The sequence below is a fragment of the Caballeronia sp. NK8 genome (assembly GCF_018408855.1).
Lineage (GTDB): Bacteria > Pseudomonadota > Gammaproteobacteria > Burkholderiales > Burkholderiaceae > Caballeronia.
Window position 1 is genome coordinate 1,641,434 of the sequence record NZ_AP024322.1, and the last position, 26,241, is coordinate 1,667,674.

24 protein-coding genes are annotated in these 26,241 nt (G+C 63.9%); 4 read left to right on the forward strand and 20 right to left on the reverse strand.

The features are described from left to right. Positions 1 to 19 precede the first annotated feature (19 nt). The 3 genes from NK8_RS07885 to NK8_RS07895 form a co-directional block, all read right to left on the reverse strand. Positions 20 to 916: a Ku protein gene (locus NK8_RS07885; RefSeq protein WP_213228556.1), complete on the reverse strand. Its 897-nt coding sequence runs from the start codon at positions 914 to 916 to the stop codon at positions 20 to 22. Between the two features lie 276 nt (positions 917 to 1,192). Then, a complete protein-coding gene (locus NK8_RS07890) occupies positions 1,193 to 1,744 on the reverse strand; it encodes a DUF6013 family protein (protein WP_162065734.1) in 552 nt (183 codons plus the stop codon). A 155-nt stretch (positions 1,745 to 1,899) separates the two neighbouring features. After that, positions 1,900 to 2,916, reverse strand: a complete 1,017-nt coding sequence (locus NK8_RS07895) for a zinc-binding alcohol dehydrogenase family protein (protein ID WP_213225980.1) — start codon at positions 2,914 to 2,916, stop codon at positions 1,900 to 1,902. Positions 2,917 to 3,017: 101 nt separating this feature from the next. Here NK8_RS07895 and NK8_RS07900 point away from each other — a divergent pair, with 101 nt between their 5' ends. Beyond that, positions 3,018 to 3,974, forward strand: a complete 957-nt coding sequence (locus NK8_RS07900; RefSeq protein ID WP_213225981.1) for a LysR family transcriptional regulator — start codon at positions 3,018 to 3,020, stop codon at positions 3,972 to 3,974. A gap of 46 nt (positions 3,975 to 4,020) precedes the next feature. After that, on the forward strand, positions 4,021 to 4,860 hold the full coding sequence (gene serB, locus NK8_RS07905) for a phosphoserine phosphatase SerB (protein WP_213225982.1): 840 nt from the start codon (positions 4,021 to 4,023) through the stop codon (positions 4,858 to 4,860). A gap of 39 nt (positions 4,861 to 4,899) precedes the next feature. Here serB and NK8_RS07910 read toward each other — a convergent pair whose 3' ends face one another. From NK8_RS07910 to rimO, 5 genes are all read right to left on the reverse strand, one after another. After that, positions 4,900 to 6,093 carry a cystathionine beta-lyase gene (locus NK8_RS07910; RefSeq protein ID WP_213225983.1) on the reverse strand — a complete coding sequence of 398 codons (1,194 nt, stop codon included), beginning with the start codon at positions 6,091 to 6,093 and terminating at the stop codon, positions 4,900 to 4,902. A gap of 81 nt (positions 6,094 to 6,174) precedes the next feature. Continuing rightward, on the reverse strand, positions 6,175 to 6,819 hold the full coding sequence (locus NK8_RS07915) for a hypothetical protein (protein WP_213225984.1): 645 nt from the start codon (positions 6,817 to 6,819) through the stop codon (positions 6,175 to 6,177). Positions 6,820 to 6,830: 11 nt separating this feature from the next. Further along, positions 6,831 to 8,015, reverse strand: coding sequence for a beta-ketothiolase BktB (bktB, locus tag NK8_RS07920; protein WP_162065740.1), 1,185 nt, complete (start codon positions 8,013 to 8,015; stop codon positions 6,831 to 6,833). A gap of 42 nt (positions 8,016 to 8,057) precedes the next feature. Then, complete coding sequence (locus NK8_RS07925) at positions 8,058 to 8,981, reverse strand: sugar kinase (protein WP_213225985.1); 924 nt, start codon at positions 8,979 to 8,981, stop codon at positions 8,058 to 8,060. Positions 8,982 to 8,985: 4 nt separating this feature from the next. Beyond that, positions 8,986 to 10,323 carry a 30S ribosomal protein S12 methylthiotransferase RimO gene (gene rimO / locus NK8_RS07930; protein ID WP_213225986.1) on the reverse strand — a complete coding sequence of 446 codons (1,338 nt, stop codon included), beginning with the start codon at positions 10,321 to 10,323 and terminating at the stop codon, positions 8,986 to 8,988. Positions 10,324 to 10,550: 227 nt separating this feature from the next. On the opposite strand from rimO, the gene NK8_RS07935 reads away from it, so the two are divergent. After that, the gene (locus NK8_RS07935; protein WP_213225988.1) at positions 10,551 to 11,336 is read left to right on the forward strand and encodes a hypothetical protein; all 786 of its coding nucleotides are present in this window, start codon (positions 10,551 to 10,553) and stop codon (positions 11,334 to 11,336) included. 23 nt (positions 11,337 to 11,359) lie between these two features. On the opposite strand, the gene NK8_RS07940 is transcribed toward NK8_RS07935, so the two are convergent. From NK8_RS07940 to NK8_RS07985, 10 genes are all read right to left on the reverse strand, one after another. Continuing rightward, complete coding sequence (locus NK8_RS07940) at positions 11,360 to 13,012, reverse strand: hypothetical protein (RefSeq protein WP_213225989.1); 1,653 nt, start codon at positions 13,010 to 13,012, stop codon at positions 11,360 to 11,362. Between the two features lie 33 nt (positions 13,013 to 13,045). Further along, positions 13,046 to 13,438, reverse strand: coding sequence for a GtrA family protein (locus NK8_RS07945; RefSeq protein ID WP_213225990.1), 393 nt, complete (start codon positions 13,436 to 13,438; stop codon positions 13,046 to 13,048). Beyond that, positions 13,435 to 14,373 carry a glycosyltransferase family 2 protein gene (locus NK8_RS07950; protein WP_225936144.1) on the reverse strand — a complete coding sequence of 313 codons (939 nt, stop codon included), beginning with the start codon at positions 14,371 to 14,373 and terminating at the stop codon, positions 13,435 to 13,437. The genes NK8_RS07945 and NK8_RS07950 overlap by 4 nt, the downstream gene beginning before the upstream one ends. Next, positions 14,366 to 15,217 carry a class I SAM-dependent methyltransferase gene (locus NK8_RS07955; RefSeq protein ID WP_213225992.1) on the reverse strand — a complete coding sequence of 284 codons (852 nt, stop codon included), beginning with the start codon at positions 15,215 to 15,217 and terminating at the stop codon, positions 14,366 to 14,368. The genes NK8_RS07950 and NK8_RS07955 overlap by 8 nt, the downstream gene beginning before the upstream one ends. Positions 15,218 to 15,517: 300 nt before the next feature. Further along, on the reverse strand, positions 15,518 to 16,093 hold the full coding sequence (phaR, locus tag NK8_RS07960; protein ID WP_087127446.1) for a polyhydroxyalkanoate synthesis repressor PhaR: 576 nt from the start codon (positions 16,091 to 16,093) through the stop codon (positions 15,518 to 15,520). 156 nt (positions 16,094 to 16,249) lie between these two features. Then, positions 16,250 to 16,990 carry a 3-ketoacyl-ACP reductase gene (locus NK8_RS07965; protein ID WP_061179253.1) on the reverse strand — a complete coding sequence of 247 codons (741 nt, stop codon included), beginning with the start codon at positions 16,988 to 16,990 and terminating at the stop codon, positions 16,250 to 16,252. A 74-nt stretch (positions 16,991 to 17,064) separates the two neighbouring features. Continuing rightward, positions 17,065 to 18,246 carry an acetyl-CoA C-acetyltransferase gene (locus NK8_RS07970; RefSeq protein WP_213225994.1) on the reverse strand — a complete coding sequence of 394 codons (1,182 nt, stop codon included), beginning with the start codon at positions 18,244 to 18,246 and terminating at the stop codon, positions 17,065 to 17,067. 78 nt (positions 18,247 to 18,324) lie between these two features. After that, positions 18,325 to 20,337: a class I poly(R)-hydroxyalkanoic acid synthase gene (gene phaC, locus NK8_RS07975; protein WP_213225996.1), complete on the reverse strand. Its 2,013-nt coding sequence runs from the start codon at positions 20,335 to 20,337 to the stop codon at positions 18,325 to 18,327. Positions 20,338 to 20,655: 318 nt separating this feature from the next. After that, positions 20,656 to 21,492 carry a peptidoglycan editing factor PgeF gene (pgeF, locus tag NK8_RS07980; RefSeq protein WP_213225998.1) on the reverse strand — a complete coding sequence of 279 codons (837 nt, stop codon included), beginning with the start codon at positions 21,490 to 21,492 and terminating at the stop codon, positions 20,656 to 20,658. Then, positions 21,489 to 22,520, reverse strand: a complete 1,032-nt coding sequence (locus NK8_RS07985; RefSeq protein WP_162065750.1) for an RluA family pseudouridine synthase — start codon at positions 22,518 to 22,520, stop codon at positions 21,489 to 21,491. Before NK8_RS07985 ends, pgeF begins: the two co-directional genes overlap by 4 nt. Positions 22,521 to 22,735: 215 nt before the next feature. On the opposite strand from NK8_RS07985, the gene NK8_RS07990 reads away from it, so the two are divergent. After that, positions 22,736 to 23,569: an outer membrane protein assembly factor BamD gene (locus NK8_RS07990; protein ID WP_061178597.1), complete on the forward strand. Its 834-nt coding sequence runs from the start codon at positions 22,736 to 22,738 to the stop codon at positions 23,567 to 23,569. A gap of 81 nt (positions 23,570 to 23,650) precedes the next feature. Here the strand turns inward: NK8_RS07990 and NK8_RS07995 are convergent, their stop codons facing one another. Both NK8_RS07995 and NK8_RS08000 read right to left on the reverse strand, forming a co-directional pair. Continuing rightward, positions 23,651 to 25,879 carry an ATP-dependent DNA helicase gene (locus NK8_RS07995; protein ID WP_213225999.1) on the reverse strand — a complete coding sequence of 743 codons (2,229 nt, stop codon included), beginning with the start codon at positions 25,877 to 25,879 and terminating at the stop codon, positions 23,651 to 23,653. An 84-nt stretch (positions 25,880 to 25,963) separates the two neighbouring features. After that, complete coding sequence (locus NK8_RS08000) at positions 25,964 to 26,149, reverse strand: DUF465 domain-containing protein (RefSeq protein WP_061178599.1); 186 nt, start codon at positions 26,147 to 26,149, stop codon at positions 25,964 to 25,966. Positions 26,150 to 26,241 lie beyond the last annotated feature (92 nt).

Sequence of the window (26,241 nt, forward strand, 5' to 3'; positions counted from 1 at the left end):
TAGCCGTTATGTCAGACGCTCATGCGCGCTTGCGGCGAGCGGCAGTCTTGCGTGCCGGACGCGCGGGTGCTTCGTCGTCGTCCTTCGCCTGCGCGGCCTTGCCCGCGCGCTTCGCCGTGCCGCCCGTCTTCAGACTGCGCTTGAGCAGTTCCGAAAGATCGAGAATCTCGGCGGACGGCTTCTGCTCGCCGCCTTCGTCGATCTTCGTCACTTCGGCGACCTTGCCATCCTTCACCTTCTTCTCGACGAGCGCCATGATGTCGTCCCGGAAGGTGTCGTGATACTTGGCGGGGTCCCAACTGTCGCTCATGTCTTCGATAAGACGCTTCGCCATTCCCAGTTCTTTCGGCGTGACGCCGGCCTTCTTCGTGTCCTCGTCGGGAAACTTGAATTCGCTGAAGTCGCGAACTTCGTCGCCCCAGCGCAAGGTGTTGAGCGCGAGCGCGGGACCGACGGGAATCAGCGCCGCCAGATGCTGCTTGTTGTGCAACACGACGCTCGCGATGCCGACCTTGCCCGTATCCTTCAGCGCGTCGCGCAGGAGCGCATAGACTTTCTCGCCCTTGCGATCCGGTGCGAGGTAGTAAGGCGTGTCGAGCGACAGGAACGAGATTTCGGGCGCCTCGACGAAAGCGAGAATGTCGACCGTCTGCGTCGATTCGGGATTGGCCGCGCGAATCTCGGCGTCGGACATCACCACGTACTTGCCCTTCTCGTACTCGAAGCCGCGCACGATGTTCTCGCGCGTGACTTCCTTTCCCGTGCTCTTGTTGATCTGCTTGTAGCCGATCGGATCCATCGAGCGCTTGTCGAGCAGGTTGAAGCCGACCTTCTCCGACTGCGTCGCCGGATAGAGTTGCACGGGCACGTGGACCAGCCCGAAGCTGATCGCGCCTTTCCAGATCATGTGCGGCATCGCGGCACCTTCGAAGCGTTGTTGACGCGCGTGCGATTGCGGCGCGGTATCGGAGGGAATCGCACGAAGCGTGCCAAGCATGATTGCGCGTAGCGATGCGCGCCGCGCCTGAAGCCATGCGCGAATGCGTGGCAAGGCATGGCCACGCATCTGTAAGCTTTACTGACGAGGCATGGCGCGCCGCCGCCTTAAAGGCGTTCGAGAGAAAGGACGGTTAGTTGCGAACGAAACTTAGAAAAAACGCGCCGGTGCAAACCGGCGCGCATGTGACAACACTTACTTTCGGCTCGCCGTGACGGTCAGTTGTGTACCGTCGTCGAGCGTGATGGTTTTCTTCGAACCGGTCGCGGTCGGCATCGTGAAGCGGACGATCTGACTGAGGCGGTTATCGACCGGACACTGGAGCGTCTTGCCGCCTACAGTCACTTTGCTGGTGCCCTTCGGCGCATAGGCGCGAAAGCTGATCTGGACATTCGCCGATCCGTTGTCGCCGACCATCGGCGCGAAGCGGATCTGCACCTGCCGCACCGCCTGTCCGTCCGCGCTCTTGGGCACCGACGCCGCCTGCGGACAGCCATCCGGCACCGGCTGCGCGCCGCTCGCGGCGGTGCCCTGCCAGGTGAAGTCGTCGGTCTGGCCCGAGCGAATGGTGCGGGTCTCCTGCTCGTTGCCGAAATTCTTCGACGCCATCTTGACCGTGTACTTGATGGGGCCGTCATTGGGCGCTTCGGAGAGAACCTTGATGCCTGGCGTCGCCTGGGCGGTCGCGGCGAACATCGCGAGCGCGGCGACGGAAACGATGCGACGAACGATCAAACGACGATTCATGCCGCCACCTCCGTATCGAGCGCTTTTAGGAAAGGCCGGCGCGGCGAAGCGCCAGCGTACTGCAGGGCCGATCCAGTCTAGCGCTCCGCATGCCGGGTCATCCTAGTGGAAAACCCGCGTGCGGCGCGATCCCGATGACGTTCGTCAACGCGCGATCAGAAGCCGGTCAGCACCAGCTTGCCGACCGTGCGCCCTTCTTCCAGCAGGCGATGCGCCTCGCGCAGATTCGCCGCATCGATCTTGCCTAGATTCTTGCCGAGCGTCGTGCGGATCGTGCCTGCGTCGATCAGCCGCGCCACTTCGGAAAGCAGCTTGTGCTGCTCGATCATGTCGGGCGTCTTGAACATCGCGCGCGTGAACATGAACTCCCAGTGAAACGCAGCGCTCTTCGATTTCAGCAATTCGACCGCGATCGGCTTCGCATTCTCGACGATCGTCGCGATGCCGCCTTGCGGCTTGACGACTTCGGCGGCGGCGGGGAAATGCCGGTCGGTGTCGTTGAAGATCAGCACGTAATCGACCTGCGCAAAGCCGATGTCCTTCATCTGCTTCGGAATGTCTTCGAAGTGATTGACGATGTGATCCGCGCCGAGGTCCTCGGCCCATTGCGCCGATTCCGGCCGCGACGCCGTGGCGATCACCTGGAGCTTCGCGACGCGCTTGGCGAGTTGAATGCCGATGGAACCCACGCCGCCCGCCCCGCCGATGATCAGCACCGACTTGCCCGCGTCCTTGCCTTCCGCCGACACGCGCAGCCGGTCGAATAACGCTTCCCACGCGGTGATGGTGGTGAGCGGCAGCGCCGCCGCGCAGGTGAAATCGAGCGTTTTCGGCTTCGCGCCGACGATGCGCTCGTCGATCAGATGGAACTCGCTGTTCGCGCCTTGCCGCGTGATGTCGCCCGCGTAGAAGACCGGATCGCCGACCTTGAAGAGCGACGCCTCGGGCCCGACGGCAGCCACCACGCCCGCCGCGTCCCAGCCGAGCACGCGCGGGGTTTCCTCGATCTTGTCCTTCGGCGCGCGCACTTTCGTATCGACGGGATTGACGGCGATCGCCTCGATTTTCACGAGCAGGTCGCGGCCGGTGGGCGCGGGTTTGTCGAGTTCGATGTCGATGAGCGATTCGGGATGGGAAATCGGTAGGTAGCGCGTCAGACCAATGGCTTTCATGTTTCTGCTCCGTCGAAGGTGGATTTGCTTCGATCTTAATGCGCGTCCGGCATCTCGAAAACAGTCATAATCGCTGAAACATTTTTCGGGAAATCCATCGAATGGCGAGCGATCTTTCGGCGGAAAGCGCACCGCGCGAGCGGCTCGATCTGCTCGATGTCGGACTGTTCATGCGCGCGGCGGCGCTGGCGAATCTGTCGTCGGCGGCGCGCGAGTTCGGCTTGTCGCCGGCGGTGGCGAGCGCGCGCATCGCGGCGCTGGAGCGCATGCTCGGCACGCGGCTTCTGCATCGCACGACGCGGCGCGTCTCGGTCACGCAGGAAGGCGAGATTTTCGCGGCGCATGCGCGCGAACTGCTCGATGCCGCCGACGCCGCGCGTGCGTCGGTCGGGCGTGCGCGCGAACATCCGCATGGCCGCCTGCGCGTGACAATGCCCTCGTCACTCGGCCGCCAGCACATTTCACCGCTGATTCCCGCGTTTTTGCGCGCGTATCCCGGCGTGAGCGTGGAATTGCGCATGACCGATCAGATCGTCGATCTCGTCGATGAAGGCATCGACCTCGCGATCCGCATCGGCGCGCTGAAGGATTCGACGCTCATCGCCCGGAAACTCGCGAGCAACCGGCGTGTGCTGTGCGCGTCGCCTGAGTATCTCGCCGCGCACGGCACGCCGCGACATCCCGCCGATCTCGTCGAGCACGAATGCGTGATCCTCGCCGATCAGCGCGACTGGAGTTTCGTGACGCCGACTGGCGTGATCGAGGTGCGCGTGTCGGGGCGGCTCGTCACGGACAATGGCGAAGTGATCCGCGATGCGCTCGCGGCGGGCATCGGCATCGGGCTGAAATCGACGTGGAGCGTCGCGCCGCTGCTGGCGAGCGGCGAACTCGTCACCGTGCTCGACGATTACCCGCTCGCGCAGACCGTGGCGATCTGGGCCGTGTATCCGAGCCGCGCGTTCGTGCCCCCGAAAACGCTCGCGTTCATCGACTTTCTGAGCGAGCGCTTCGGAGAGCCGCCCTACTGGGACCTCGATCCGGCGCGCGTGCAGCGCTGAAGGTTCTTTACAATGGCGGTTTCGCCTTCACGCGCTTCCACCTTCGATGAACCTCGTCATCCAAAGTCTCGCCCCGATTTCCGATTCGCATCTGCGGCCGCTGGCTGCGCTCGCCCGCTCGCACGAGACCCGGCGCGTCGACGACACGCTCCTGCGCCTGATCGACGCCGATCCGCTCCAGCGCCCCGATATCGACGCATATTGCGGCGCGCATGCGCTCGATTACGCCTACATCGCACCGCACGCGAAACTCGCCGATTTCGGCCTCGTCGCGATGGACATGGACTCGACGCTCATCACGATCGAATGCATCGACGAGATCGCGGACTTTTGCGGACTGAAGGCCGAGGTCGCGGCGATCACGGAAGCATCGATGCGCGGCGAGATCAAGGACTTCAACGAGAGCCTCACGCGCCGAGTCGCGCTGCTGAAGGGTCTCGACGCGAGCGCGCTGGAACGCGTCTACGAGGAGCGCCTCAGGCTTTCGCCGGGTGCGGAACGCATGCTCGAAGGCGCGCGCGCCGCGGGACTGAAGACGCTGCTCGTGTCGGGCGGGTTTACGTTCTTCACCGAGCGTCTGAAGGCGCGCGTCGGGCTCGACTACACGCGCGCGAACACGCTCGAAATCGTCGATGGGAAGCTGACCGGGAAGGTCGTCGGGGATATCGTGAACGCGGAGGAAAAAGCGCGTACGCTGGTCGAGACATGCGCGAAGATCGGCATCGATCCGAAACGCGCCATCGCCATGGGCGACGGCTCGAACGATCTGAAGATGATGGCCGAAGCGGGTTTGTCGGTGGCGTTTCGCGCGAAGCCGGTCGTGAGGCAATCGGCGAGTGTCGCGTTCAACTTCGTCGGGCTCGACGGGTTGTTGCGGCTGTTTTGATCGATGCTGGAACGGCGCCTTCGCGGCGCCGTTCGCAATTCAGCCGAGCGCCTTGCTAAGCGCGGCTTCCAGATCCGCGCGCAAATCCGCTTCCGCTTCCAGCCCGATATAGAACCGCACGAGCACACCTTCGTGCGGCCATTGCGAAGCCGTCCGCATCGAGCGAATGTTGTACGGCATCGCGAGGCTGTGCGCGCCGCCCCAGCTCCAGCCGATCGCAAACAACTCGAGCGCTTCGACGAAAGCATCGACTTGCGCGGACGTGTAACGGCCGTCGAACACGATCGAGAACAGGCCACCCGCGCCGCCCTTGAAATCGCGCTCGTAAAACGCGTGGCCCGGACAATCCTCGAGCGCCGGATGCAGCACGGCGGCGACTTCCGGACGCGCCTTCAGCCACTGCGCGAGCGCGAACGCGGTGCGATCGTGGGCTTCGTAGCGCGTCTTCATCGACGGCAGGCTGCGCAGCACGAGCGACGCGTCGTCCGCCGATACGCCGATGCCCATTCTCATGCGCGCCCGCTTGAGCTTCTTGTGCAACTCGACATCGCGCGTGATGGTCGCACCCATCAACAGGTCGCTGCCGCCCGACTGATATTTCGTCAGCGCCTGCACGGAGATATCGACGCCATGCTCGAACGGCTTGAACGCGAGGCCCGCCGAAAACGTGTTGTCGATCGCGGTGACGATGCCCTTCGCGCGCGCCAAGGCAACGATCGCCGGCACGTCCTGTACTTCCATCGTCACCGAGCCGGGCGCTTCGAGCCAGATGAGCTTCGTGTTCGGCCGGATCGAATCGGCAATGCCCGCGCCTGTCATCGGGTCGTAGTAGGTCACTTCGAGCCCGAAATCGGCGGCGAGCCAGTCGGCGTGGTCGCGGTTCGGTGAATACGCGTTGTCGGGTACGAGCACGTGATCGCCCGCCTTCACCAGCGCGAAGTAGACGTTGGAGATCGCCGCGAGCCCCGACGGCTGCAGCAACGCATGCTCGCCGCCTTCGATCGCGGCGAGGCGCTGCGCGAGCGCGATGGTCGTCGGCGTGCCGTGCAGGCCATAGCGCCATTTGGAATCGTCGCTCCAGACGAGCGAGCGCATCGTGGCGAGATCGGGGAACACCACGGTCGAGGCGCGCGCGACCGGCACCGAGAACGACTCGAAGCCGGGCGTGATGCGATCCTCGGGCTGCACGATACGGGTTTGCAGATCGCGTGCGTTGTTGCTGGAATCAGTCATGGCCTGAATGCAATACGGAAATCGAAGCGGAAAACGAAGAGAGCGCCGCCGGAAACCGCCCGGCGGCGCGAAGAAGGCGCGTCATTCGCCGATGATGACGTTGCTCGTGCCGCCCACGGCATTCTTCGGCGGCGCAGGCGACGCGGGTTCCAGCGACGGCGCGGCCGGCGCTTTGGCCGCGCCCGTCGGCGGCAGGGTTTTGCCGGCGACAGCCGGACGCAGGTCGAACGGCTGCGCGTTCGAATCGTCCGGGTCCATGCGCTCGCCCGACACGCTGCCGTCCGCCGCGAACTTGCCGACCCAGTTGCCCGTGATATGCGTGCCGTCGTTCGATTCCTCGATCTCGAGCGTGTCGCCGTCGCGATCGCCCGCGACGAGAATCACGGCCGGGCTGCCGGCGAACGTGTACTCGCCGTGCACGCCGGACGGCTCGTCGGTTTTCGCGCCGAGCTTCATCTCGATCTGCCGGTTGCCGAGCGTGCCGACGTAACGCGGAAACCGCGCGTACTCCGGATTCGGCGTAAGCGGCTTTTGCGGCGGCAGCGCAAGCTCCTTGATGGCGGCCTGCGCGCCGTGCACGTCGGCGCCCGCGGGCTCGCGCTGATCGCGCGGCAGCACGCCGGTCGAACCCGAAGGCATCGGCGAACTGCAGCCCACGAGCGCGCACAGCGCGATCGAGATCGTCGAGGCCGCGAAAAGACGCGGCCCTTTCAAGCTTTGCATCATCCCTCAGTCCTTCAAATGCGCTCGAAGATCGCCGCGATGCCCTGCCCGCCGCCGATGCACATCGTCACGAGCGCGTAACGCCCGCCGATGCGCTGTAGCTCGTACAGCGCCTTCACGGTGATGAGCGCGCCAGTCGCGCCGATCGGATGGCCGAGCGAAATGCCCGAGCCGTTCGGGTTGACCTTCGCGGGATCGAGCTTCAGTTCCTGCGACACCGCGCACGCCTGCGCGGCGAACGCCTCGTTCGCTTCGATCACGTCGATATCGGCGACGGTCAGGCCCGCGCGCTCCAGCACCTTCTGCGTCGCGGGAACCGGGCCGATGCCCATGATCTTCGGATCGACGCCCGCATGCGCGTAGGCGACGAGGCGCGCGAGCGGTTTCGCGCCGCGCTTTTCCGCGACGGACCGCTCCATGAGCACGACGGCCGCCGCCGCGTCGTTGATGCCCGACGCATTGCCCGCCGTCACCGTGCCGTTTTCCTTCACGAAGACAGGTTTGAGCTTCGAGAAGTCTTCGGCGGTCGCGTTCATACGGACGTGCTCGTCGCGTTCGAACACGGTGTCGCCCTTCTTCGAGGCGAGCGTGATCGGCAGGATCTGCTCCTTGAAGTAGCCGGCTTCGATCGCCTTCGCCGCGCGCCGGTGCGATTCGAGCGCGAGCGCGTCCTGCATCTCGCGCGTGATGCCGAACTTCTGCGCGACGTTTTCGGCCGTCACGCCCATGTGGATCTTGTCGAACGGATCGTTCAGCGCGCCCACCATCATGTCGACGATGCGCGTGTCGCCCATGCGCTGGCCGAAGCGCGCGGCGGGCATGATGTACGCCGCGCGGCTCATGTTCTCCGCGCCGCCGCCGATGGCGACATCGGCATCGCCGAGCAGGATCGATTGCGACGCCGAGACGATCGCCTGAAGGCCCGACCCGCACAGGCGATTCACGGTGAGCGCGGGCGCGTGCTGCGACACGCCGCCCTCGATCGCCGCGACGCGCGCGAGATACATGTCGCGCGGCTCGGTATGCACGACGCTGCCGAACACGACATGGCCGACTTCGTCGCCCGCGACGTTCGCGCGCGAAAGCGCTTCGCGCACGACACGCGCGCCGAGATCGGTCGGGCTGAAGTCTTTCAGCGCGCCGCCGAAATCGCCGATTGCCGTACGCACGCCGCTCACCACCACCACTTCACGTTGCATGTTGTCGTCTCCGTCAGTTGTATTCGTCAGATCATGGATGGGTTATTCGGCGAGCGCGCGCTCGACGGTGGCCTGGTCCGGAATCGGCGCGACGGCGCCGAAGCCCTGCGTCGACAGGGCCGCCGCGACATTCGCATACCGCGCCGCCGCGAAAGGATCGTCGCCCGCGACGATGCGCGCGATGAACGCGCCGCCGAAGCAGTCGCCCGCGCCGGTCGCATCGACCGCCTGCACGACGCGGCCCGGCACGACGCGCCGCTCGTCGGGCGTCGCGATATACGCGCCTTCGCGGCCGAGCTTGAGTGCGACGACCTTCGGGCCGAGACTCAAGAGTGCATCGACGATCGCGTCCTTGTCTTCGTGGCCCGTGAGCAGCGTCACGTCGTCCCAGCTCGGCAGGCAGATATCCGTCGAGCGGATGGCTTCGAGCATCACTGCGCGGGCGCGCGCGAGCGGCCACAGCTTCAGGCGCAGGTTCGTATCGAAGCTGACCTTCACGCCGTGCGTGCGCGCGTGATCGATCGCGGCGAACGCGGCATCGCACGCCGCCACGCCGATCGCGAGGCTGATGCCCGACAGATGCACGACGCTCGCCGCCGCGATCGCATCGAGCGGCAGATGCGACGGCGCATAACGGCTCGCCGCGGAACCCGCGCGCAGATAGTCGAAGCGATGTCCGTTCTCGCCGTGCGACACGAAATAGACGCCCGTGGGCGCATCGTGATCCACGCGCACGGTGGAAGTATCGACGTTTTCCGTGCGCCACAGATCGAGCAGCAACTGCCCGAAATGATCGTTGCCGACCGCGGACACGAAGCCCGTCGACGCGCCCTGTCGCGACGCCGCGATCAGGAAGTTGGAAACGTCGCCGCCGAAGCCTTGCAGATAGTTCGGCTGATCGCGCGTCGACTGGTTGAACTCGACCATCGCCTCGCCGAGCGCGAGCACTTGCGGAGTCTGCGGCATGCTTTTAGACCTCGCCCCAGAGATCGTGGCCATCGGCGCCGGTGATTTTCACCGAGACGAAGTCGCCGGCCTTGTAGCGCTTCGATGCCTTGGTTGCCGGCGCGATGTAGACCACGCCGTCGATTTCCGGCGCATCTGCCGCCGTGCGGCCGATGCCGCCCTCCGCGCTCACTTCATCGACGAGCACCTTGAGCGTCTTGCCGACCTTTTTCTTCATGCGCTTGGCCGACAGCGCTTCCGCGAGTTCCATGAAGCGCGCGCGGCGTTCCTCGCGCACTTCGTCGGGCAATGCGCCGTCGAGCTCGTTCGCGGTGGCGCCTTCGACCGGCGAATACGCGAAGCAGCCGACGCGGTCCAGATCCGCTTCCTCGATGAAATCGAGCAGCGTCTGGAACTGCTCTTCCGTCTCGCCCGGAAAGCCCGCGATGAACGTGCTGCGGATGGTCAGGTCCGGACAGATCTCGCGCCAGATCTTCACGCGCTCGAGCACCTTTTCGGCGTTGGCCGGGCGCTTCATGCGCTTGAGGACTTCCGGATGCGCGTGCTGGAACGGCACGTCGAGATACGGCAGCACGTGGCCACGCAGGGGGCCTTCGGCCATCATCGGGATGACTTCGTCGACGCTCGGATACGGATACACGTAATGCAGGCGCACCCACGCGCCGTATTGCGCGGCGAGTTCGCCGAGCGCGCCGACGAGGTCGGTCATGCGCGTCTTGAGCGGCTTGCCGTTCCAGAAGCCGGTGCGGTATTTCACGTCGACGCCGTAGGCGCTCGTGTCCTGCGAGATCACGAGCAGTTCCTTCACGCCGGACTTGAAGAGATTTTCGGCTTCGAGCATCACCTCGGCGACGGGGCGCGAGACGAGATCGCCGCGCATCGACGGAATGATGCAGAACGTGCAACGATGGTTGCAGCCTTCGGAAATCTTGAGATACGCGTAGTGGCGCGGCGTGAGCTTGATGCCGGCGGGCGGCACCAGATCGACGAACGGATCGTGCGGCTTGGGCAGATGCGCGTGCACCGCGTTCATCACTTCGTTGGTCGCGTGCGGGCCGGTCACGGCGAGCACCTTCGGATGCACTTCCTCGATGAGGCCCGTGCCGCTCGCGCTCTTTTTCGCGCCGAGGCAGCCCGTGACGATGACCTTGCCGTTTTCGCTCAACGCCTCGCCGATCGCGTCGAGGCTTTCCTGCACGGCTTCGTCGATGAAGCCGCAGGTGTTGACGACGACGAGGTCTGCGCCGTCATAGGTGCCGGAGATTTCGTAACCTTCGGCGCGCAACTGGGTGATGATCTGCTCGGAATCGACGAGCGCTTTCGGGCAACCGAGCGACACCATGCCGATTTTCGGTGCGGGAGTTGTCCGGGCGGTTGAATCTAAAGAATTTTTCACGGGGGAGATGTTTTTGCGGGGCGCACTGGCCAATCCGACATTTTACCCCGGAGCGTTGGCGCGGACTCACTACACGGCCTAACCGATCCCGATGAGCACTTCGGACACTTCTTCACAATCGCGTGCGAGCCGAGCCCTACCATCGCGATTCCCTCACGCAATGTCATCGCCCGATGCTCGACTCCTCCGCCCTTCGCGGCTTCAACCCGCTTTTCATCACGCCCTGCTACTCAGGCCAGGTGACGTCCGGCTACGCCACCAGCATGCTCACGCTGACCAACGAACTCTGGCGTCTCGGCGTGCAAGGCTCGATGCGTATCCGCTCCGGCGAAAGCCTCGTCACCCGCGCGCGCAATGAGGCCGTCGCGCATTTCCTCGCGCAGAAACAACATACGCATCTCTTCTGGATCGATGCCGACATCGGCTTCACGCCCGACCAGGCGCTGCGTCTGATGCTGGCGGACCGCGATGTCGTCGCGGGCGTCTATCCATTGAAGCGCATCGACTGGACGGGCGACATTCCCGTCGGCCTCACGCAAGAGCAGTTTCTGACGCGCGCGCTGCGATATCCGGTGAATTCGCACAAGGGTGCGCGCGTTGCGATCGACAGCGACGGCTTCATGGAAGTGGACGAAGCGCCGACGGGCTTCATGTGCATCCGCCGCTCGGTGCTCGAAACGATGATCGCGCGCATGCCCGAGCTGCAATACGTTCCCGACGCGCCGCCCGATTCGCCGTTGCATGGCTACTGCCATCGCTTGTTCGACGTGATGGTCGAGCAAGAGACCGGACGCTATCTTTCCGAGGACTATGCGTTCTGCCGCCGCTGGCGCGACCTGGGCGGAAAGGTCTTCGTCGATGCGCGCTCGAAGCTCGCGCATCATGGGTCGTACACGTATCGCGGGGATTTCGGCGCGGCGTGGGCGCAGGACCCGGAGCGCGCCGTGGGCGGGCTGTGAGCGGACGACGCGACGCGCCGTGATCATTGACGCCTGAAGACGCTCACCGGAGAACCATAGCGCCCCGATATCGGTGCCGTGGTATGTACCAGCACGTAGTGCTGTCCCGTCAGTTGTTCAAGCAGCCCCTCGGACATCGCAAAATTCTTCATTCCCTCGATGACCGATAGCGGCTCCTGCATCGCCACGACGACGTCGGGCGGCGTGCTGAGCGTCCGTGCGAGCATTTGCATGCGCGTCGATTCCGGCAGCGCAACCGCTATGTACGGCCAGCACATGTTGAGCGGATAAGCGCTCGGCGCTTCGTGAGCCAGCAGAACATGCGGCAGACAGCTCCAGGAAAACACCTTGTCCTGCGGCTTGATGTACTGCATCACCTCGCGAGTGGACTGGTTGATCGGCGCCCACTGGTTTTTTAACTCATTCTCCGCTCTCATCCCCGAGTAGCTGAATACGAGCGCTGCCGTCAGAAGGATCGAAACGGCGGAGCCGGACACTGAAATTCGCGGGGACGAATTGGCGAGCAAGAGTCCCATCGTGAACGCCACGGGAGCCAGGCACGCAAGGAAATAGTGCGGAAAGAATGTCAGCGCCAGTACCGCCTGCAACCACGCGGCGACCATCCACGCGACGCCGAGCGTCAAGGCAATCCGACGTCTCGTCCAACCTTGCTCACGGGTGCGGAACAGCCACGAGAACGCCCACGGAACCATCGCGATCATCGCAATTGCGGTCCATACGCGGTGTGCGCTCAGGAACTGGGCCAGATTCAATTTCCACAAAGGAATCAGAAAGGACCGTTGCGCATTCGTTAGAACATCCGTGACGAGACTCGTCGAGAGGCCCGCACGGTAGTACATCGTGCTGAACAAATAATTGTGCAGAGTCCCGGTGAGCATCAGATGGAGCGCGAAGCCGCCGAGGCAAAGCGCGGCCGCGCAACCGGCCCCCAGCGCCCATTGCAACAGCGAACGACGCCGCACGATCGCCATCCAGCAGACGATCAGCAGCGCTGCGGGAAGAATCGAGGTTTGCTTGACGAACCACGCGAGAAACACAAGCACGCCGATCAGCAGACCATGAGCGAACCAATGTCGCTCCGGCATGCGCGTCAATGCGGCCAGCAGCGCCAGTTCAGGCAACGCCTGATACAGCGCGATATTGAGTCCATCGTCCGTTGCGCGTACATCGGAAGCCAGAACGACATAAAGCGAAGCCGCCGCGAAACCCGCCAGAACGAATGAACGCGATCGCGCGCCTGCGCTGATTTTCTCCGCGCGATCGCGCGACACGCTCACGATGACGCCGAACAGGAGCAAGCCTGTAGCGCCGATCCATAGCGCCTCGGCCACGCGTGCCGCCCCCTCCAGCCCGAGCTTGTGGGCCAGCAGCAGCAGAATCGGGCTCCAATAGATCTCGACGAGCGGATTCTTCGTTTCGAACGACGCCCAGTAAGGCGCCTGACCATGCGCGATGTTGTTCGCCATGAAAACGAAGTGCGCGCCATCGCGTTGGACGGGTGCGGGAAGATTGGCGTACGCGTAAAGCGCGACGAGCGCCGCGATGATTACGGATGCCAGCAGCACCCAGCGGACGACGCCATGGGCCGCCCGCGCTTCTGCGTGTATCGGATTCGGCGCGCCGCGAGAACGGACCACGTCATGATCGACTGCCAACTGCTTCTCTCCTTCTTCACGTGCGTTCGACGACTAGCCCGAAACGCGCCTCGTCGCATCGAACGTCCAGTAGCGATTGACGATGAAATTGCATACCGGGACGACAGCGATCACATAAAGCTGCGCGTTGAAATAGTTGCAATGCAGATATTCGACGAGGCTGTAGACCATCGCCGTATTCAGCCCAAGACCGCCCAGCGACACGATGACATAGCGCCAGAGTCCCGCGAAATGCGATCGCTGCGACTGAAACGTCCATCGGTAATTGAGCGCGAAGGAAATGAGCAAGGCAGCGCTGAAACCCGCCGCGGCCCCCGCCGCAGGACGCCAGCCGAACCATTCGACACAACACGCGAGGATCGCGAGATGGGCGAGCGTGCCGAGCCCGCCTGCCACCAGATAGCGGATGAATTGCCTGGTTATCATTCGGCGTTCCACTGCGCGATGACATAGCGCGGTCTTCGCTTCACCTCCTCGTAGATGCGCGCGACATACACACCGATCAGGCCCATGCCGAGCATCAGCGCGCAGCCGAGGATCAGTAACAGAAGGATGATGGTCGTGAAGCCATCGACGGCCGTCCCCGACAGTTTGCGAAGCAGCGTCTGAGCGCCGAGTATCACAGCGAAGGCCGCGAAGCCAAGGCCGGTGCCGATCAACAGATAAAGCGGCGCGGAAGAAAACGAAGCGACAGCCGTGACGGCGAGACGCATGAGTTGCATGGTCGACCAGCCGCTCTCGCCGCCTGCCCGCTCGTCCACGTCGTAGCGAATCTGCGCGCGCTCGAAACCGAGCCACGCGTTCATGCCGCGGAAGAACAGGTTGCGTTCGTCCATCGCCCGCCACGCCTCGACGACCCGGCGATCCATCAGCTTGAAGTCGGAAGCGCCGCGCAAGTCGAAGCCAGTCAGTCTGGAGAAAACCGCGTAAAACGCCCGGCTATTGATGCGGGTAAAAATGCTTTCCTTCGCGCGCGCCCGTTTGACGGCCTCGACGACATCGGCGCCTTCACGCCAGCACGCGACCATCTCGGGGATCAGCGTCGGCGGATGCTGAAGATCGCCGTCCATCACGATTACGGCATCGCCGCGCGCATGTTCGAGGCCCGCCGCGAGCGCGGCTTCCTTGCCGAAGTTGCGACTCAGTCGCGCGGCCTTGACTTCGGCGAACAGAGCGCATTGCTGCTCGATCACTTCCCAGGTGTTGTCGGGAGAGCCGTCGTCGATCAGCACGAGTTCGTAGCGAATCGGAATGTTTTTGAGGACCGCGATGATTTCCTGCAACGATTCGGCGAAATGGCTGGCTTCGCGATAAAGCGGAATCACCAGCGACAGCAAGGCTTTCTCGGACCGGTCAGACACGATGCACACCCATGCAGGCAACCGTCGTGGCGGGCAGCCACATGTTGTAGCGGTTCAGCGCCTGAGGCACCGTGAGGCCGAACTTCGCGGCGATCAGCGGCAAGGGGAAAGCGTGCGGATACGGCACCTCTTCGACCACGTCGAGCCCGCGTTCCTTCATCAGGCGCGACAGCGTGCGTTCGTCGAAATACAGCACATGCTCAGGATATTTGAACGATGGCCACCGGTTACCCATGAGCCGCCGCCAGAAACTGCCGAAGTCCGGAGCCGCGAGCAGCAGCGTGCCGCCCGGCTTGAGCCTGCCGATCAGCGCATCGAGAAATTGCTTCGGATGGTAAGTGTGCTCGATAACGTGCGTCGCGATCACACAGTCGAAGCGCTCGCCTTCGGGAACGGCGTCCGCACCGCCGAGCCAGACCTGATCCGCAAACCGGCGGGCGCTCTCGACCGCGTTGCGCGAGAAATCCGTCCCGGACCGACGCTCGAAGAATGGGCGCGCTTCGTCGAGCAGATAGCCGAATCCGCAGCCGACTTCCAGCAATGAACCGCCCGTTTTGCCCCGGCTTTTCAGAAACGACAGCAGCCGCCGGAACGTTCGGCGCAGAGCCTCTTCCTGATCGGAGTAGCTTTCGTATCCCTCGCCGTCTTCGCCGCCAAAATAATTGTCGTCCTGATAGAGGGAGAGCACTTGCTGCTCTGTCGCGCGCGGTGCAAGGTAAGCCATGCCGCATTGTGCACATGCGCAAACTGCATAGGGATTGCCGGTTTCCCCGCCATACAGCCGGTCGCGCTGCGAGCTGCCGCAAAGCGGGCAATCCGGAATCTCGTATTCCAGATCAGACATAGATTAGACGCGAGACGCGGCCCGAACCGTGGCTCGATGCTGGCCGCAGTGACCCGCTTGCTGAAGGATCAAACGCGCATTATATGTGATCGCGAACAGCAATCTCCGGCATATGACTGACTGAAAGCAGTTAAAGCGCGATATATCGGGGAAACGCGAAGGATCGAGTACGAAGCTGTGCGCTTTGAAATTGAACGACCTGAGCCGCGCGTGTGGGACGACGCGGATAGTCAGAGCGACGGGCGGCGCTCACGCCCGCGTCGCCCACAGAGCGGGCATTCGAACCCGCCCATCACGCGATTACTTCTTCTCCGTCGACGGCGGCGTGGGCGTCGGGAACGGGAACGTGTTGAACATCGATTTCGCCTGCGACTGCATCTGCTCCTGCATCTGCACGAACATGTTCTTCGACTGTTCGATGTAGCTCGTCATCATGCCCTGCATCATCGGCGCCTGCATGTTCATGAATTGCGACCAGACTTCCGGATTGAGCGCGTTGCCGTCATAGATGCCCTTGCTCTGCTCCGTCAGCTTCTGCTGGATGTCGATGAACGCCTGGATGTTCTTTTCCAGGTACGTGCCCATCATGCCCTGCATCGCGTGGCCGTAGAAGCGGATGATCTGCGAGAGCATCACCGACGAGAACATCGGCAGGCCGCCGCTCTCTTCTTCCAGAATGATCTGCAGAAGGATGCTGCGCGTCAGGTCGTCGTTGGACTTCGCGTCCAGCACCTTGAACTCTTCCTGATCGAGCACGAGTTGCTTCACATCCGACAACGTGATGTACGTGCTCGTCTCCGTGTCATACAGCCGACGGTTCGGATATTTTTTGATGAGTCGTTCGGCGGCTTTCTTTGTAGTAGTAGTGGTGGTCATTTAACGCCTTTAAACGCAAAACTTTACTGCGATCGCAGCAAGCAGGTCTTGCGTTGTCGCAAAAAAGCGCTGCTGCATGTTCGCCGCATCGTTGATAAATCCGGCGAGTGGCGGCTTCCCGCGGCGCTGAACAGCGCGCGGGAAGCCCGCCGCCCGTCAGCCCATATGCAAGCCGCCGTTCAGGGAGAAGTCGGCGCCGGTCGAGAAGCCGGACTCATCGGACGCCAGCCACGCGCAGATCGAACCGATCTCGTCGGGCGTGCCCAGACGCCGCACCGGAATCGTCGCGACGATCTTCTCCAGCACTTCCGGACGAATCGCCTTCACCATGTCCGTGCCGATATAGCCCGGCGACACCGTGTTGACCGTCACGCCCTTAGTCGCCACTTCCTGCGCGAGCGCCATCGTGAAGCCGTGAATGCCGGCCTTCGCGGTCGAATAATTCGTCTGGCCGAACTGGCCCTTCTGGCCGTTCACCGACGAAATATTGATGATGCGACCGAAGCCGCGCTCGACCATGCCGTCGATAACCTGCTTCGTGACGTTGAAGAGGCTCGTCAGGTTGGTGTCGATGACCGCGGTCCAGTCTTCGTGCGTCATCTTGCGGAACACGACGTCGCGCGTGATGCCCGCGTTGTTCACGAGAATATCGACCTCGCCGACTTCGGCCTTGACCTTGTCGAACGCGTTCTTGGTCGATTCCCAGTCGCCGACATTGCCTTCCGAGGCGATGAATTCGAAGCCGAGCGCCTTCTGGTCTTCGAGCCATTTCACCCGGCGCGGCGAGTTCGGGCCGCAGCCCACGACGACCGTGAAGCCGTCCTTGAGCAGGCGCTGGCTGATACTCGTGCCGATGCCGCCCATCCCGCCGGTTACATACGCTATGCGCTTCGCCATTCCTCACTCCATTTTCGTTATGCGGACGACGATCTCCGTGCCGTCCGCTGGCCCTTCCCAATCCTGCCAGTGACTTACAGACGTTCCACCGCCAGCGCGACACCCATGCCGCCGCCGATGCACAGCGACGCCAGACCCTTCTTCGCGTCGCGCTTCTGCATTTCGTGCAGCAGCGTGACGAGAATCCGGCAGCCCGATGCGCCGATCGGGTGACCGATCGCAATCGCGCCGCCGTTCACGTTGATCTTCGACTGATCCCAGCCCATCTGCTTGTGCACCGCGAGCGCTTGCGCCGCGAACGCCTCGTTGATTTCCATCAGATCGAGATCGTTCACCGACCAGCCCGCGCGCTCCAGACAGCGCTTCGATGCCGGCACCGGACCCATGCCCATGATCTTCGGATCGACGCCCGCGTTCGCGTACGCCTTGATGCGCGCGAGCGGCGTCAGACCCAGCGCTTCAGCCTTCTTCGCCGACATCACGACCACCGCCGCCGCGCCATCGTTGAGGCCCGATGCGTTCGCCGCCGTCACCGTGCCTTCCTTCGAAAATGCCGGCTTCAAGCCTGCGAGCGCATCGGCCGTCACGCCGTGACGCACGAACTCGTCGGTGTTGAACTGCAGCGGCTCGCCCTTGCGTTGCGGAATCGAGACCGGCACGATTTCGTCGTTGAAACGGCCCGACTTCTGTGCGGCCTCGGCCTTGTTCTGCGACAGCGCCGCGAACGCGTCCTGCTGCTCGCGCGTGATGCCGAATTCCTTCGCGACGTTCTCCGCCGTCGTGCCCATGTGGTAGTTGTTATAAACGTCCCACAGGCCATCGACGATCATCGTGTCGATCAGCTTCGCGTCGCCCATGCGGAAACCGTCGCGCGAGCCCGGCAGCACGTGCGGTGCGGCGCTCATGTTTTCCTGACCGCCGGCGATCACGATTTCCGCATCGCCCGCGATGATCGCGTTCGCCGCGAGCATCACCGCCTTGAGGCCCGAGCCGCAGACCTTGTTGATCGTCATGCCGGGGACCATGTCGGGCAAGCCGGCCTTGATCAGCGACTGGCGCGCCGGGTTCTGGCCCGAGCCCGCTGCGAGCACCTGACCCAGAATCACTTCGCTCACCTGGTCCGGCTTCACGCCGGCGCGCTCCAGCACGGCCCTGATCACCGTTGCGCCCAGTTCCGGGGCGGCGATCTTCGCGAGCGAACCGCCGAACTTGCCTACCGCCGTACGCGCGGCCGATACGATCACTACGTCAGTCATTTCAGTTTCCTTTGGCATCGAATGTTAATGCGGTTCCGAACGGTTCAATGCGCTCTCGCGCACAGTCACACGCGCAGTTCAGGAGTCGCGTTCCAATACGTAACGGCCAGGCGCGGCCTCGATCACCGGATAGGTCTTCGACCCCTGCGCGCCCGGTTTGACCTGCTCGCCCGCGTTTGCGGCGAGCCACTTCGACCAGGTGGGCCACCAGCTTCCAGGATGCTCCGCCGCAGCCTCGAACCACGCATCGGGGTCCTCGGGCAGATGCTCGTCGTTGCTGTCGATCATCCAGAAACTGCGCTTGTTCTTCGACGGCGGATTGATCACGCCCGCGATATGCCCCGACGCGCCGAGCACGAACGTTTGCGGACCGTTCAGCACCGGAGCGGACGCATATGCCGATTTCCACGGCACGATATGGTCTTCGCGCGAACCGTAGATGAAGGTCGGCAACGTGAGGCGCGACAGGTCGACCTTCTCGCCGCATACCGTCAGCGCATTCGGATTCTTCAGCTTGTTCTCGAGATATGTATTGCGCAGATACCAGACGCACATCGGGCCCGGCAGGTTCGTCGAATCGCTGTTCCAGAACAGCAGATCGAACGCCTGCGGCGTGCGGCCCTTAAGGTAGTTGTCGACGACGTAGTTCCACACCAGATCGTTCGGGCGCAGATACGAGAACGTGTTCGCGAACTCGACGCCGCGCATGAGACCGGCAGGCGCGCCGTTCTTGCCGCCGATCGACTGCTCGCGCATCTGCACGTGCGCTTCGTCGACGAACACGTCGAGCACGCCGGTGTCCGAGAAGTCGAGCATCGACGTGAGCAGCGTCATCGATGCCGCCGGCTCCTCGCCACGCGCCGCCGCCACAGCGAGCGCGGTCGCGAGAATCGTTCCGCCGATGCAGAAGCCGAGCGTGTTGATCTGATCCTCGCCGGTGATCTCCCGCACGACGCCGATGCTCTCGAGCACGCCCTCTTCGACGTAGTCGTCCCACGTCTTGTGCGCGATCGACTGATTCGCATTGCGCCACGACAGGATGAACACCTGATGCCCTTCTTCGAGCGCATAGCGCACGAGCGAGCTTTCCGGCGAAAGATCGAGGATGTAGAACTTGTTGATGCAGGGCGGCACGATCAAGAGCGGCCGCGCGTACACCTTCGGCGCGAGCGGCTTGTACTGGATCAGTTGCAGCAGCTCGTTCTCGTACACGACCGAGCCTTCCGTCGACGCGATGTTCTTGCCGACCAGAAAACGCGATTCGTCCGACTGGGAGATCTTGCCGCGCTGCATGTCGTTCAGCAGGTTCAGCATGCCCTGCCGCAAGCTTTCGCCCTTGCTCTCGATCAGCGTCTTCTGCGCATCGGGATTGAGCGCGAGGAAATTGCTCGGCGCGGCGGCGGCCGCCCATTGCTGAATGGTGAAGCGGATGCGCTCGCGCGTTTTCGGATCGCTCTGCACTGCGTCCGCGAGTTCCTGCAGATAGCGCGCGTTCAGCAGATACCACGCGGCGGTGAACGCGTACGCGGGCGTCGATTGCCATGAGACGTCGGTGAAGCGGCGGTCCTTCAGCGCAGTCGGATCGATGCTCTGCGCGCCCGCCTGCTTGAGCAGTTCACCCGCATCGCGCGAATAGTTGCTCTGCAGTTCGTGAAGACGCTCGGGCGGAATCGCGGCAGTCGGAATCTTCGGCAGCGTCGGCAAACCCTGCATCGCCGCGCCGAAGCCCGGCATGCTGCTCGCCAGCTTCGCGAATTCCGCGATGCCGTTCATCTTCGTGAAGTCGGGCATTTGCGGCATCGCGCCCAGTGTCGGAAACGCATTCGGGAACGCGGACGGGAAACCGTTCGGAAAACCGTTGGCGAATGCGCTGAGCGCGGCAAATGGATTTGCAGCCGCGCCGGCCGCATCGCTCGCGGCATTCGTCTGTGGAGTGAATTTGGACCATTGCGCGGGATCGGCGACGGAGCGCCACGCATTGAGCCATTGATCGAACGCTTGCTGTACGCCAGTCGTATCGGCCGGTGATGCCTCGGCCGAAGTGTCGGCGGTACGGGAGCGGGAAGATGAGGAAGTAGATTTGGAAGCCATACCCGCTATTGACCTGTGAGTCTCGCAAGACTTGGATTGCTAACGCAGGCATCGCCGGGCTTTCCTCGACCAGCGCGCAAGTGTTGGTGCGCCTTATGCGCGTGGCAAGTATGTGCCTTGCTACGCCGTGCCCGATTGAATGAATTCCAGGAACATTCTTGCTCCAGGATGTCAGGCATGTCAATGCTTCGTCCCGATTTTGCCGCAGTGCGATATTTTTTTAATTATCGTTTTCCCCCATGCGAAATATTACGCTCATACGAGGCTTCGTCACGGGAAGGAAACGGTTGTCAGGCACACTCCGACTGCCGACTCCGGTCAATCCGCGAGCCAGATCATCGCCGCCATGCGGCCAGTCACGCGGTCGCGCCGATACGAATAAAAGCGCTCCTGTTCCGTGACCGTGCAATGCGTGCCGCCATGAACGCGCGCGGCGTCCACGCCCAGATCGGCGAGACGCAGGCGCGCGAGTGCGTAGATATCGGCGAAATATTTGGCAGGCGCGCCGCCCGCGGGCCTGAACGCGGCTTTCGTCATATCGCGGCGATCCGGCCGGGCAGCCGCGACGAAGGCATCGAGCACGTCCTCGCCGACTTCGAACGCGGCCGGACCGATCGCCGGGCCGAGAAACGCGTTGAGCGCCGATGCCGGCACGCCCGCGAGCGTCGCCACGCGCTCGCCCGTCTTCTCGATGATGCCGCCCGCGAGACCCCGCCAGCCCGCGTGCGCGGCGCCGACCGCGCGGCCGTCGTCGTCGCAGAAGAGCACCGGAAGGCAGTCGGCCGTCATCACGACGCACACGACATCCGCGCGATCGGTCACGCTGGCGTCGGCGCGCGTGCGCTCGCCGCGCGCGAGGCGTTCGACGACCGCGTGCGCGTCCTCGACCTGCGTGCCGTGGATCTGTTCGAGCCACGCAGCCGGGCGCGTACCCGTCGATGCGAGTACGCGGCGGCGATTCTCCTTCACCGCCTCCGGCGCATCGCCCGACGAAAAACCGAGATTGAGTCCGCCCGCTCCGGGCGTGCCGCCGCCGTAGGGCGCCTCGCTCACGCCGCCCGCGCGCGTCGTCACGAATGCGCGCACGCGCGGCGAAACGCGCCATTGCGGCCACAGACAGTCATTCGGTTGCAGTTCGGCTGCGTCGCGCGTCATGCTTCGTCGTCCTCGTCATCTTCGTCGTCCCAGTCGTCTTCGTCCGCGCCCATTTCATAGGCTTCGGCGAAGTCGTCGTCCTCATCGAATTCGACGTTCTCGTCCTGCCCGAAGCCGAGTTCGGCCGCGAGCGCCGCGAGGTCCTCGGGCACATCCGCGCGCCAGTGCACCTCCTTGCCCGTCGCCGGATGAATCAGGCCGAGCCGCCAGGCGTGCAGCGCCTGACGCGCGAAATCGTTGGGCAGCGGCTTGACGGAGCGTTTGCCGCGCGCGTGCCCGTACACCGGATCGCCCAGCAACGGATGCTGGATATGCGCGCAATGCACACGAATCTGATGCGTGCGGCCGGTTTCCAGGTCGCAGTGGATCGCGCTGACCGGTTGTCCGTGCCACGTGGTGCGGTCGATGGTCCGAAAATGCGTGCGCGCGGGCTTTCCCGATGCAGTCTTCACGACCGCCATGCGCGTGCGCTCGCGCGGATCGCGGCCGATGGGCGCGTCGATCGTGCCGTCCTCGGGCATCGTGCCCCAGACGAACGCGACATAGCGGCGCTTCACCGTGCGCGCCTGCAACTGGCGCACGAGGTCGGTCTGCGCCTCGAGCGTGCGCGCCACGACCATCAGTCCGGACGTTTCCTTGTCCAGCCGATGCACGATGCCCGCGCGCGGCAGCCCGGCGGCGGCATCGCCGTAGCGATGCAGCAGGCCGTTGAGCAGCGTGCCGCTCCAGTTGCCCGCAGCCGGATGCACGACCATGCCCGCCGGCTTGTTGACGACGACGAGCGTGTCGTCCTCATACACGATATGCAGCGGCACCGGTTCGGGCGCGAACGCGAGTTGCTCCGGCAGGAGGTCCGGCACGAGCGTGATCGTCGCGCCGAGCGGCACGGGCTGGCGCACTTTCGCGCCCGCGCCGTCGACGAGCACGCGCCCTTCCTCGATCCAGCCCTGCAGGCGGCTGCGCGAGAACTCCGGAAAAAGTTTCGCGAGCACCTTGTCGAGCCGGTCGCCCGCAAGTGCGTCGGGCACGCGTGCCTCGCGCGGCGCCTCGCGGCCCGCGCCGCCGGTCGAATCGGCGGGTGCTGAGTCGGCGCGGGTGGCGCATGGGCTATAATCTTCAGGTTGGTCTTTGGTACTACGAGTACTTGAGCGGGTCATTTGAACGAGATTCGGCGGCATGATTTGAATGCCGCGCCGGAAATACAGCTAGAACAGCGAGAATCAGCCAGGAATAGCAAGCACTGATGCGAGCCTTCAACACCATTCATCTCTCGATGCGTCAATCGATCAAGTATCTGGCACTGGCCGCGAGCGTCGCCATCGTAACGGCCTGTCATGGCCTGCCCGAGAAGACCGACGAAACGGCAACGTGGAATAACAACAAATTATATACGGAGGCTCAGGACGCGCTATCCGGCAGCGACTGGGGCAAGTGCGCCAAGTATTTCGAAGCGCTCGAAGGCCGCGACCCGTTCGGCCATTTCGCGCAGCAGGCGCAGATCAACGTCGCGTACTGCAACTGGAAGGATAGCGAAACCGCCAACGCCGACCAGGCCATCGACCGTTTCATCAAGCTGCACCCGGATCACCCCGAGATCGCCTATGCGTACTATCTCAAGGGCATGATCCACTTCAACGACGACCTCGGCCTCTTCGGCCGCTTCTCGGGTCAGGACATGAGCGAGCGCGATCCGAAGTCGCTGCGCGAGTCCTATGACGCGTTCAAGGTCGTCGTCGACAAATATCCGCAAAGCAAGTACGCGCCCGACGCCGCGCAGCGCATGCGCTATATCGTGAACGCGCTCGCATCGCACGAAGTCCATGCGGCCGATTATTACTATCGCCGTGGCGCGTATGTGGCCGCGATCAATCGCGCGCAACTCGCGATCCGCGAGTACAAGAACGCGCCGGCGACGGAAGACGCGCTGCATATCATGATGCTGTCGTACGAGAAGCTCGATCAGCCGCAACTCGCCGACGACACCAAGCGCGTGCTCGCCGCCACGTTCCCGGACAGCCCGTATGTCACGGGCAAGCGCCGCGCGAACGCCGACAAGCCCTGGTATCAGATCTGGTAACGCGCTTCCAGACAGAAACGGCCGGTTGAATCAACCGGCCGTTTTTTTGTATCGACGAAAACTTAGGATGCCGAGTGAATTTTATTCGGCCAGCTCCGTCTTCCATTTCGCCGCATCGCTGAAGAATTCGCGCACGACGTCCAGTTCGCGCGTGCGCTTGAACGGCGGCAGGCTTTGCCAGATGCGTCGCCCGTAGGGCTTGTCGACGAGCCGCGTGTCGCAGATCATCAGCACACCGCGATCCGTCTCCGCGCGAATCAGACGCCCCGCGCCCTGCTTGAGCGTGATGACCGCCTGCGGCAACTGGTGCACTGCGAACGGGCTCAGGCCTTTCTTCGTCAGCGCGTCGAGACGCGCCGCGAGCACCGGATCGTCGGGCGGCGCGAATGGCAGCTTGTCGATGACGACGAGCGACAGCGCATCGCCGCGCACGTCGACGCCTTCCCAGAAGCTCTGGCTGCCCACGAGAATCGCGTTGCCGTACGCGCGGAAACGATCGAGCAGCTCGGTGCGGCTCGCGTCGCCCTGCACGAGCAGCGGATTGTCCCAGCCGCGCCGCTCGATCACATCGCGCAGGCGCGTGGCGATCCGGTCCACCGCGCGCAGCGTCGTGCACAGCACGAACACGCCGCCACCCGCCGACTCGATCACGGGCAGCGCGGCTTCGAACACGGCATCGGTGAATTGCGGCGAGGAAGGCTGCGGCAGATTGCGCGGCACGTACAGCAAGCCTTGCGACGGGTAATCGAACGGGCTCGGCAAGGTCATCGAACGGCGCGCGTTGAGGCCCATCTGCGCCGCGTAATGCGTGAAGTCGCCGCGCACCGAAAGCGTCGCCGACGTGAAGATCCACGCGCGCGGCACGCCCGCGCGCTGTTTCGCGAAGATCGGCGCCACCGACAGCGGCGTCTCGTGCAATTGAACCGTGTGCGAGAACACTTCGATCCAGCGCACCATTTCGTTCGGCTCTTCCTTCGCGGCTTGCCTGGCGGTCTCTTCGTCGCCGACGACGGCGCGTTCGAGCGAAGTGGGCGGCGTGGTCCATCCGGCGAGCAGGTCCTGCAGCTCGCGCGCGCGACGAACCAGCGCCTGTAGCGACTCCGCGCGCTCCGCGTGCGCGGACACCGCGGACGTGAGCGCCGACAGATGCGTCTCCAGCGTGTCGAGCGCATCGAAGAGCGGATGGCCGTCCGGCAACTGCCCGAGCGACAGGCGCACCGAATCTTCCTTGAACACGAGCCGCAGGTCGCGCGCCGCGCGCTCCAGCGCCGCGCCGAGCTTGGTCCAGTCCGCCGCGTCGCGCGCGTGCGAAAGACCTTCGGCGACCGTATCGCGCGCGAGTTCGAGCAACTGCGTGGTCGAGAGCGTCTCGCCGAAAAAGAGCGTCGCCGTCTCGGGCAGCTGATGCGCCTCGTCGAAGATGATCGTGTTCGCCGTCGGCAGCAATTCAGCCATGCCGGTGTCGCGCAACATCACATCGGCGAAAAACAGGTGATGATTCACCACGACGATGTCCGCCTGCTGCGCTTCCTTGCGCGCCTGCATCACGAAGCATTCCTTGTAGTGCGGGCATTCCTGGCCGAGACAGTTGTCGCGCGTGGACGTGACCATCGGCCAGACCGGTGAATTTTCCGGCACGCTCGCAAGCTCGGCCTTGTCGCCGGTGCGCGTGATCTTCGCGAAACGGATGATTTCCTGCAGATGCGACGTGTCCTGGCGCGACGGCAGGCGGCCGTTGTCTGCGGTGCGTTCCAGGTAGTAGTGACACAGATAGTTGGCGCGGCCCTTCAGCATCGCGATGGACACCGGCACCGCGAGCGCGTCGCGCACGGTCGGGATATCGCGCTGAAAGAGCTGATCCTGCAGATGCTTGGTGCCGGTCGACACGATGACCTTGCCGCCCCACAGCATGGCCGGGACGAGATACGCGTAGGTCTTGCCCGTGCCCGTGCCCGCCTCGACGATGAGCGTGTTTTCGCCGCCGTCGATGGCCGCCTTCGCCGTCGCGATGCCGATGTCGTCGGCCGGCTGTTCGTCGGGCGCGTACGGCTTGTCCGACGGCCCGAGCTTGCGCGCGGGGCGGCGCTGCGCCTCGAACATCGCGGGCTCGGGCATCGCGCGGCCCGACGCTTCCATCGCGGCCGCGACCGAGCGCGCCATTTCGATCTGCGAGGCGCGCGGCCGGTAACCGTCGATCGCGCGCGCGAGCAGTCCTTGCGCGGCGAAGATGGCGTCGAGCTCGACGCTGCGCTTGCCGGTCAGTGCGAGCGGCGCGGTCGCATCGTCAGTGTTTTGTGTGGGTGAGTTCAAGGCGTGCTAGATCCTGCGAGATTCGGCGCGGCCACGTACGCGAGGCGCCGACGCCAGCACGAGCCCGCGGCCGGCGCGCGGCGTTCAGTGCGCGTCCGAGTCCAGCTGCAATTGCAGCAGGAGAATGGTGTCCTTGACCTTGAGCTTGCGCTTTTTCAGGCGTCTCAGCTCCAGGTCGTCGATGCCGGATAGCTTGTCGATCAGCGTGTCCAGGCTATGGTGCTCTTCCTGCAATTGCGCGATGCGATCGCGAAGCACGGCGGCATCCATGGCGGGTTGTCGGGGTGCGTGCGGGGATTCACTCAAGCGCTGCTGCATGCTCGCCTCCTTTCATCCACTTTGCTCGGGCCTGCCCGCGCTCG

Bases quoted from the DNA above. Each gene is read 5' to 3' on its own strand.
- rimO (WP_213225986.1), bottom strand. From the start codon at position 10,323: ATGGTGTCGCTCGGTTGCCCGAAAGCGCTCGTCGATTCCGAGCAGATC.
- NK8_RS07885 (WP_213228556.1), bottom strand. From the start codon at position 916: ATGCCGCACATGATCTGGAAAGGCGCGATCAGCTTCGGGCTGGTCCAC.
- NK8_RS07895 (WP_213225980.1), bottom strand. From the start codon at position 2,916: ATGAAAGCCATTGGTCTGACGCGCTACCTACCGATTTCCCATCCCGAA.
- NK8_RS07955 (WP_213225992.1), bottom strand. From the start codon at position 15,217: ATGTCTGATCTGGAATACGAGATTCCGGATTGCCCGCTTTGCGGCAGC.
- NK8_RS07970 (WP_213225994.1), bottom strand. From the start codon at position 18,246: ATGACTGACGTAGTGATCGTATCGGCCGCGCGTACGGCGGTAGGCAAG.
- NK8_RS07925 (WP_213225985.1), bottom strand. From the start codon at position 8,981: ATGCCGCAGACTCCGCAAGTGCTCGCGCTCGGCGAGGCGATGGTCGAG.
- bktB (WP_162065740.1), bottom strand. From the start codon at position 8,015: ATGCAACGTGAAGTGGTGGTGGTGAGCGGCGTGCGTACGGCAATCGGC.
- NK8_RS07910 (WP_213225983.1), bottom strand. From the start codon at position 6,093: ATGACTGATTCCAGCAACAACGCACGCGATCTGCAAACCCGTATCGTG.
- NK8_RS07965 (WP_061179253.1), bottom strand. From the start codon at position 16,990: ATGGCGAAGCGCATAGCGTATGTAACCGGCGGGATGGGCGGCATCGGC.
- serB (WP_213225982.1), top strand. From the start codon at position 4,021: ATGAACCTCGTCATCCAAAGTCTCGCCCCGATTTCCGATTCGCATCTG.
- NK8_RS07900 (WP_213225981.1), top strand. From the start codon at position 3,018: ATGGCGAGCGATCTTTCGGCGGAAAGCGCACCGCGCGAGCGGCTCGAT.
- NK8_RS08000 (WP_061178599.1), bottom strand. From the start codon at position 26,149: ATGGATGCCGCCGTGCTTCGCGATCGCATCGCGCAATTGCAGGAAGAG.
- phaR (WP_087127446.1), bottom strand. From the start codon at position 16,093: ATGACCACCACTACTACTACAAAGAAAGCCGCCGAACGACTCATCAAA.
- NK8_RS07935 (WP_213225988.1), top strand. From the start codon at position 10,551: ATGCTCGACTCCTCCGCCCTTCGCGGCTTCAACCCGCTTTTCATCACG.
- phaC (WP_213225996.1), bottom strand. From the start codon at position 20,337: ATGGCTTCCAAATCTACTTCCTCATCTTCCCGCTCCCGTACCGCCGAC.
- NK8_RS07915 (WP_213225984.1), bottom strand. From the start codon at position 6,819: ATGATGCAAAGCTTGAAAGGGCCGCGTCTTTTCGCGGCCTCGACGATC.
- NK8_RS07990 (WP_061178597.1), top strand. From the start codon at position 22,736: ATGCGAGCCTTCAACACCATTCATCTCTCGATGCGTCAATCGATCAAG.
- pgeF (WP_213225998.1), bottom strand. From the start codon at position 21,492: ATGACGCGCGACGCAGCCGAACTGCAACCGAATGACTGTCTGTGGCCG.
- NK8_RS07890 (WP_162065734.1), bottom strand. From the start codon at position 1,744: ATGAATCGTCGTTTGATCGTTCGTCGCATCGTTTCCGTCGCCGCGCTC.
- NK8_RS07945 (WP_213225990.1), bottom strand. From the start codon at position 13,438: ATGATAACCAGGCAATTCATCCGCTATCTGGTGGCAGGCGGGCTCGGC.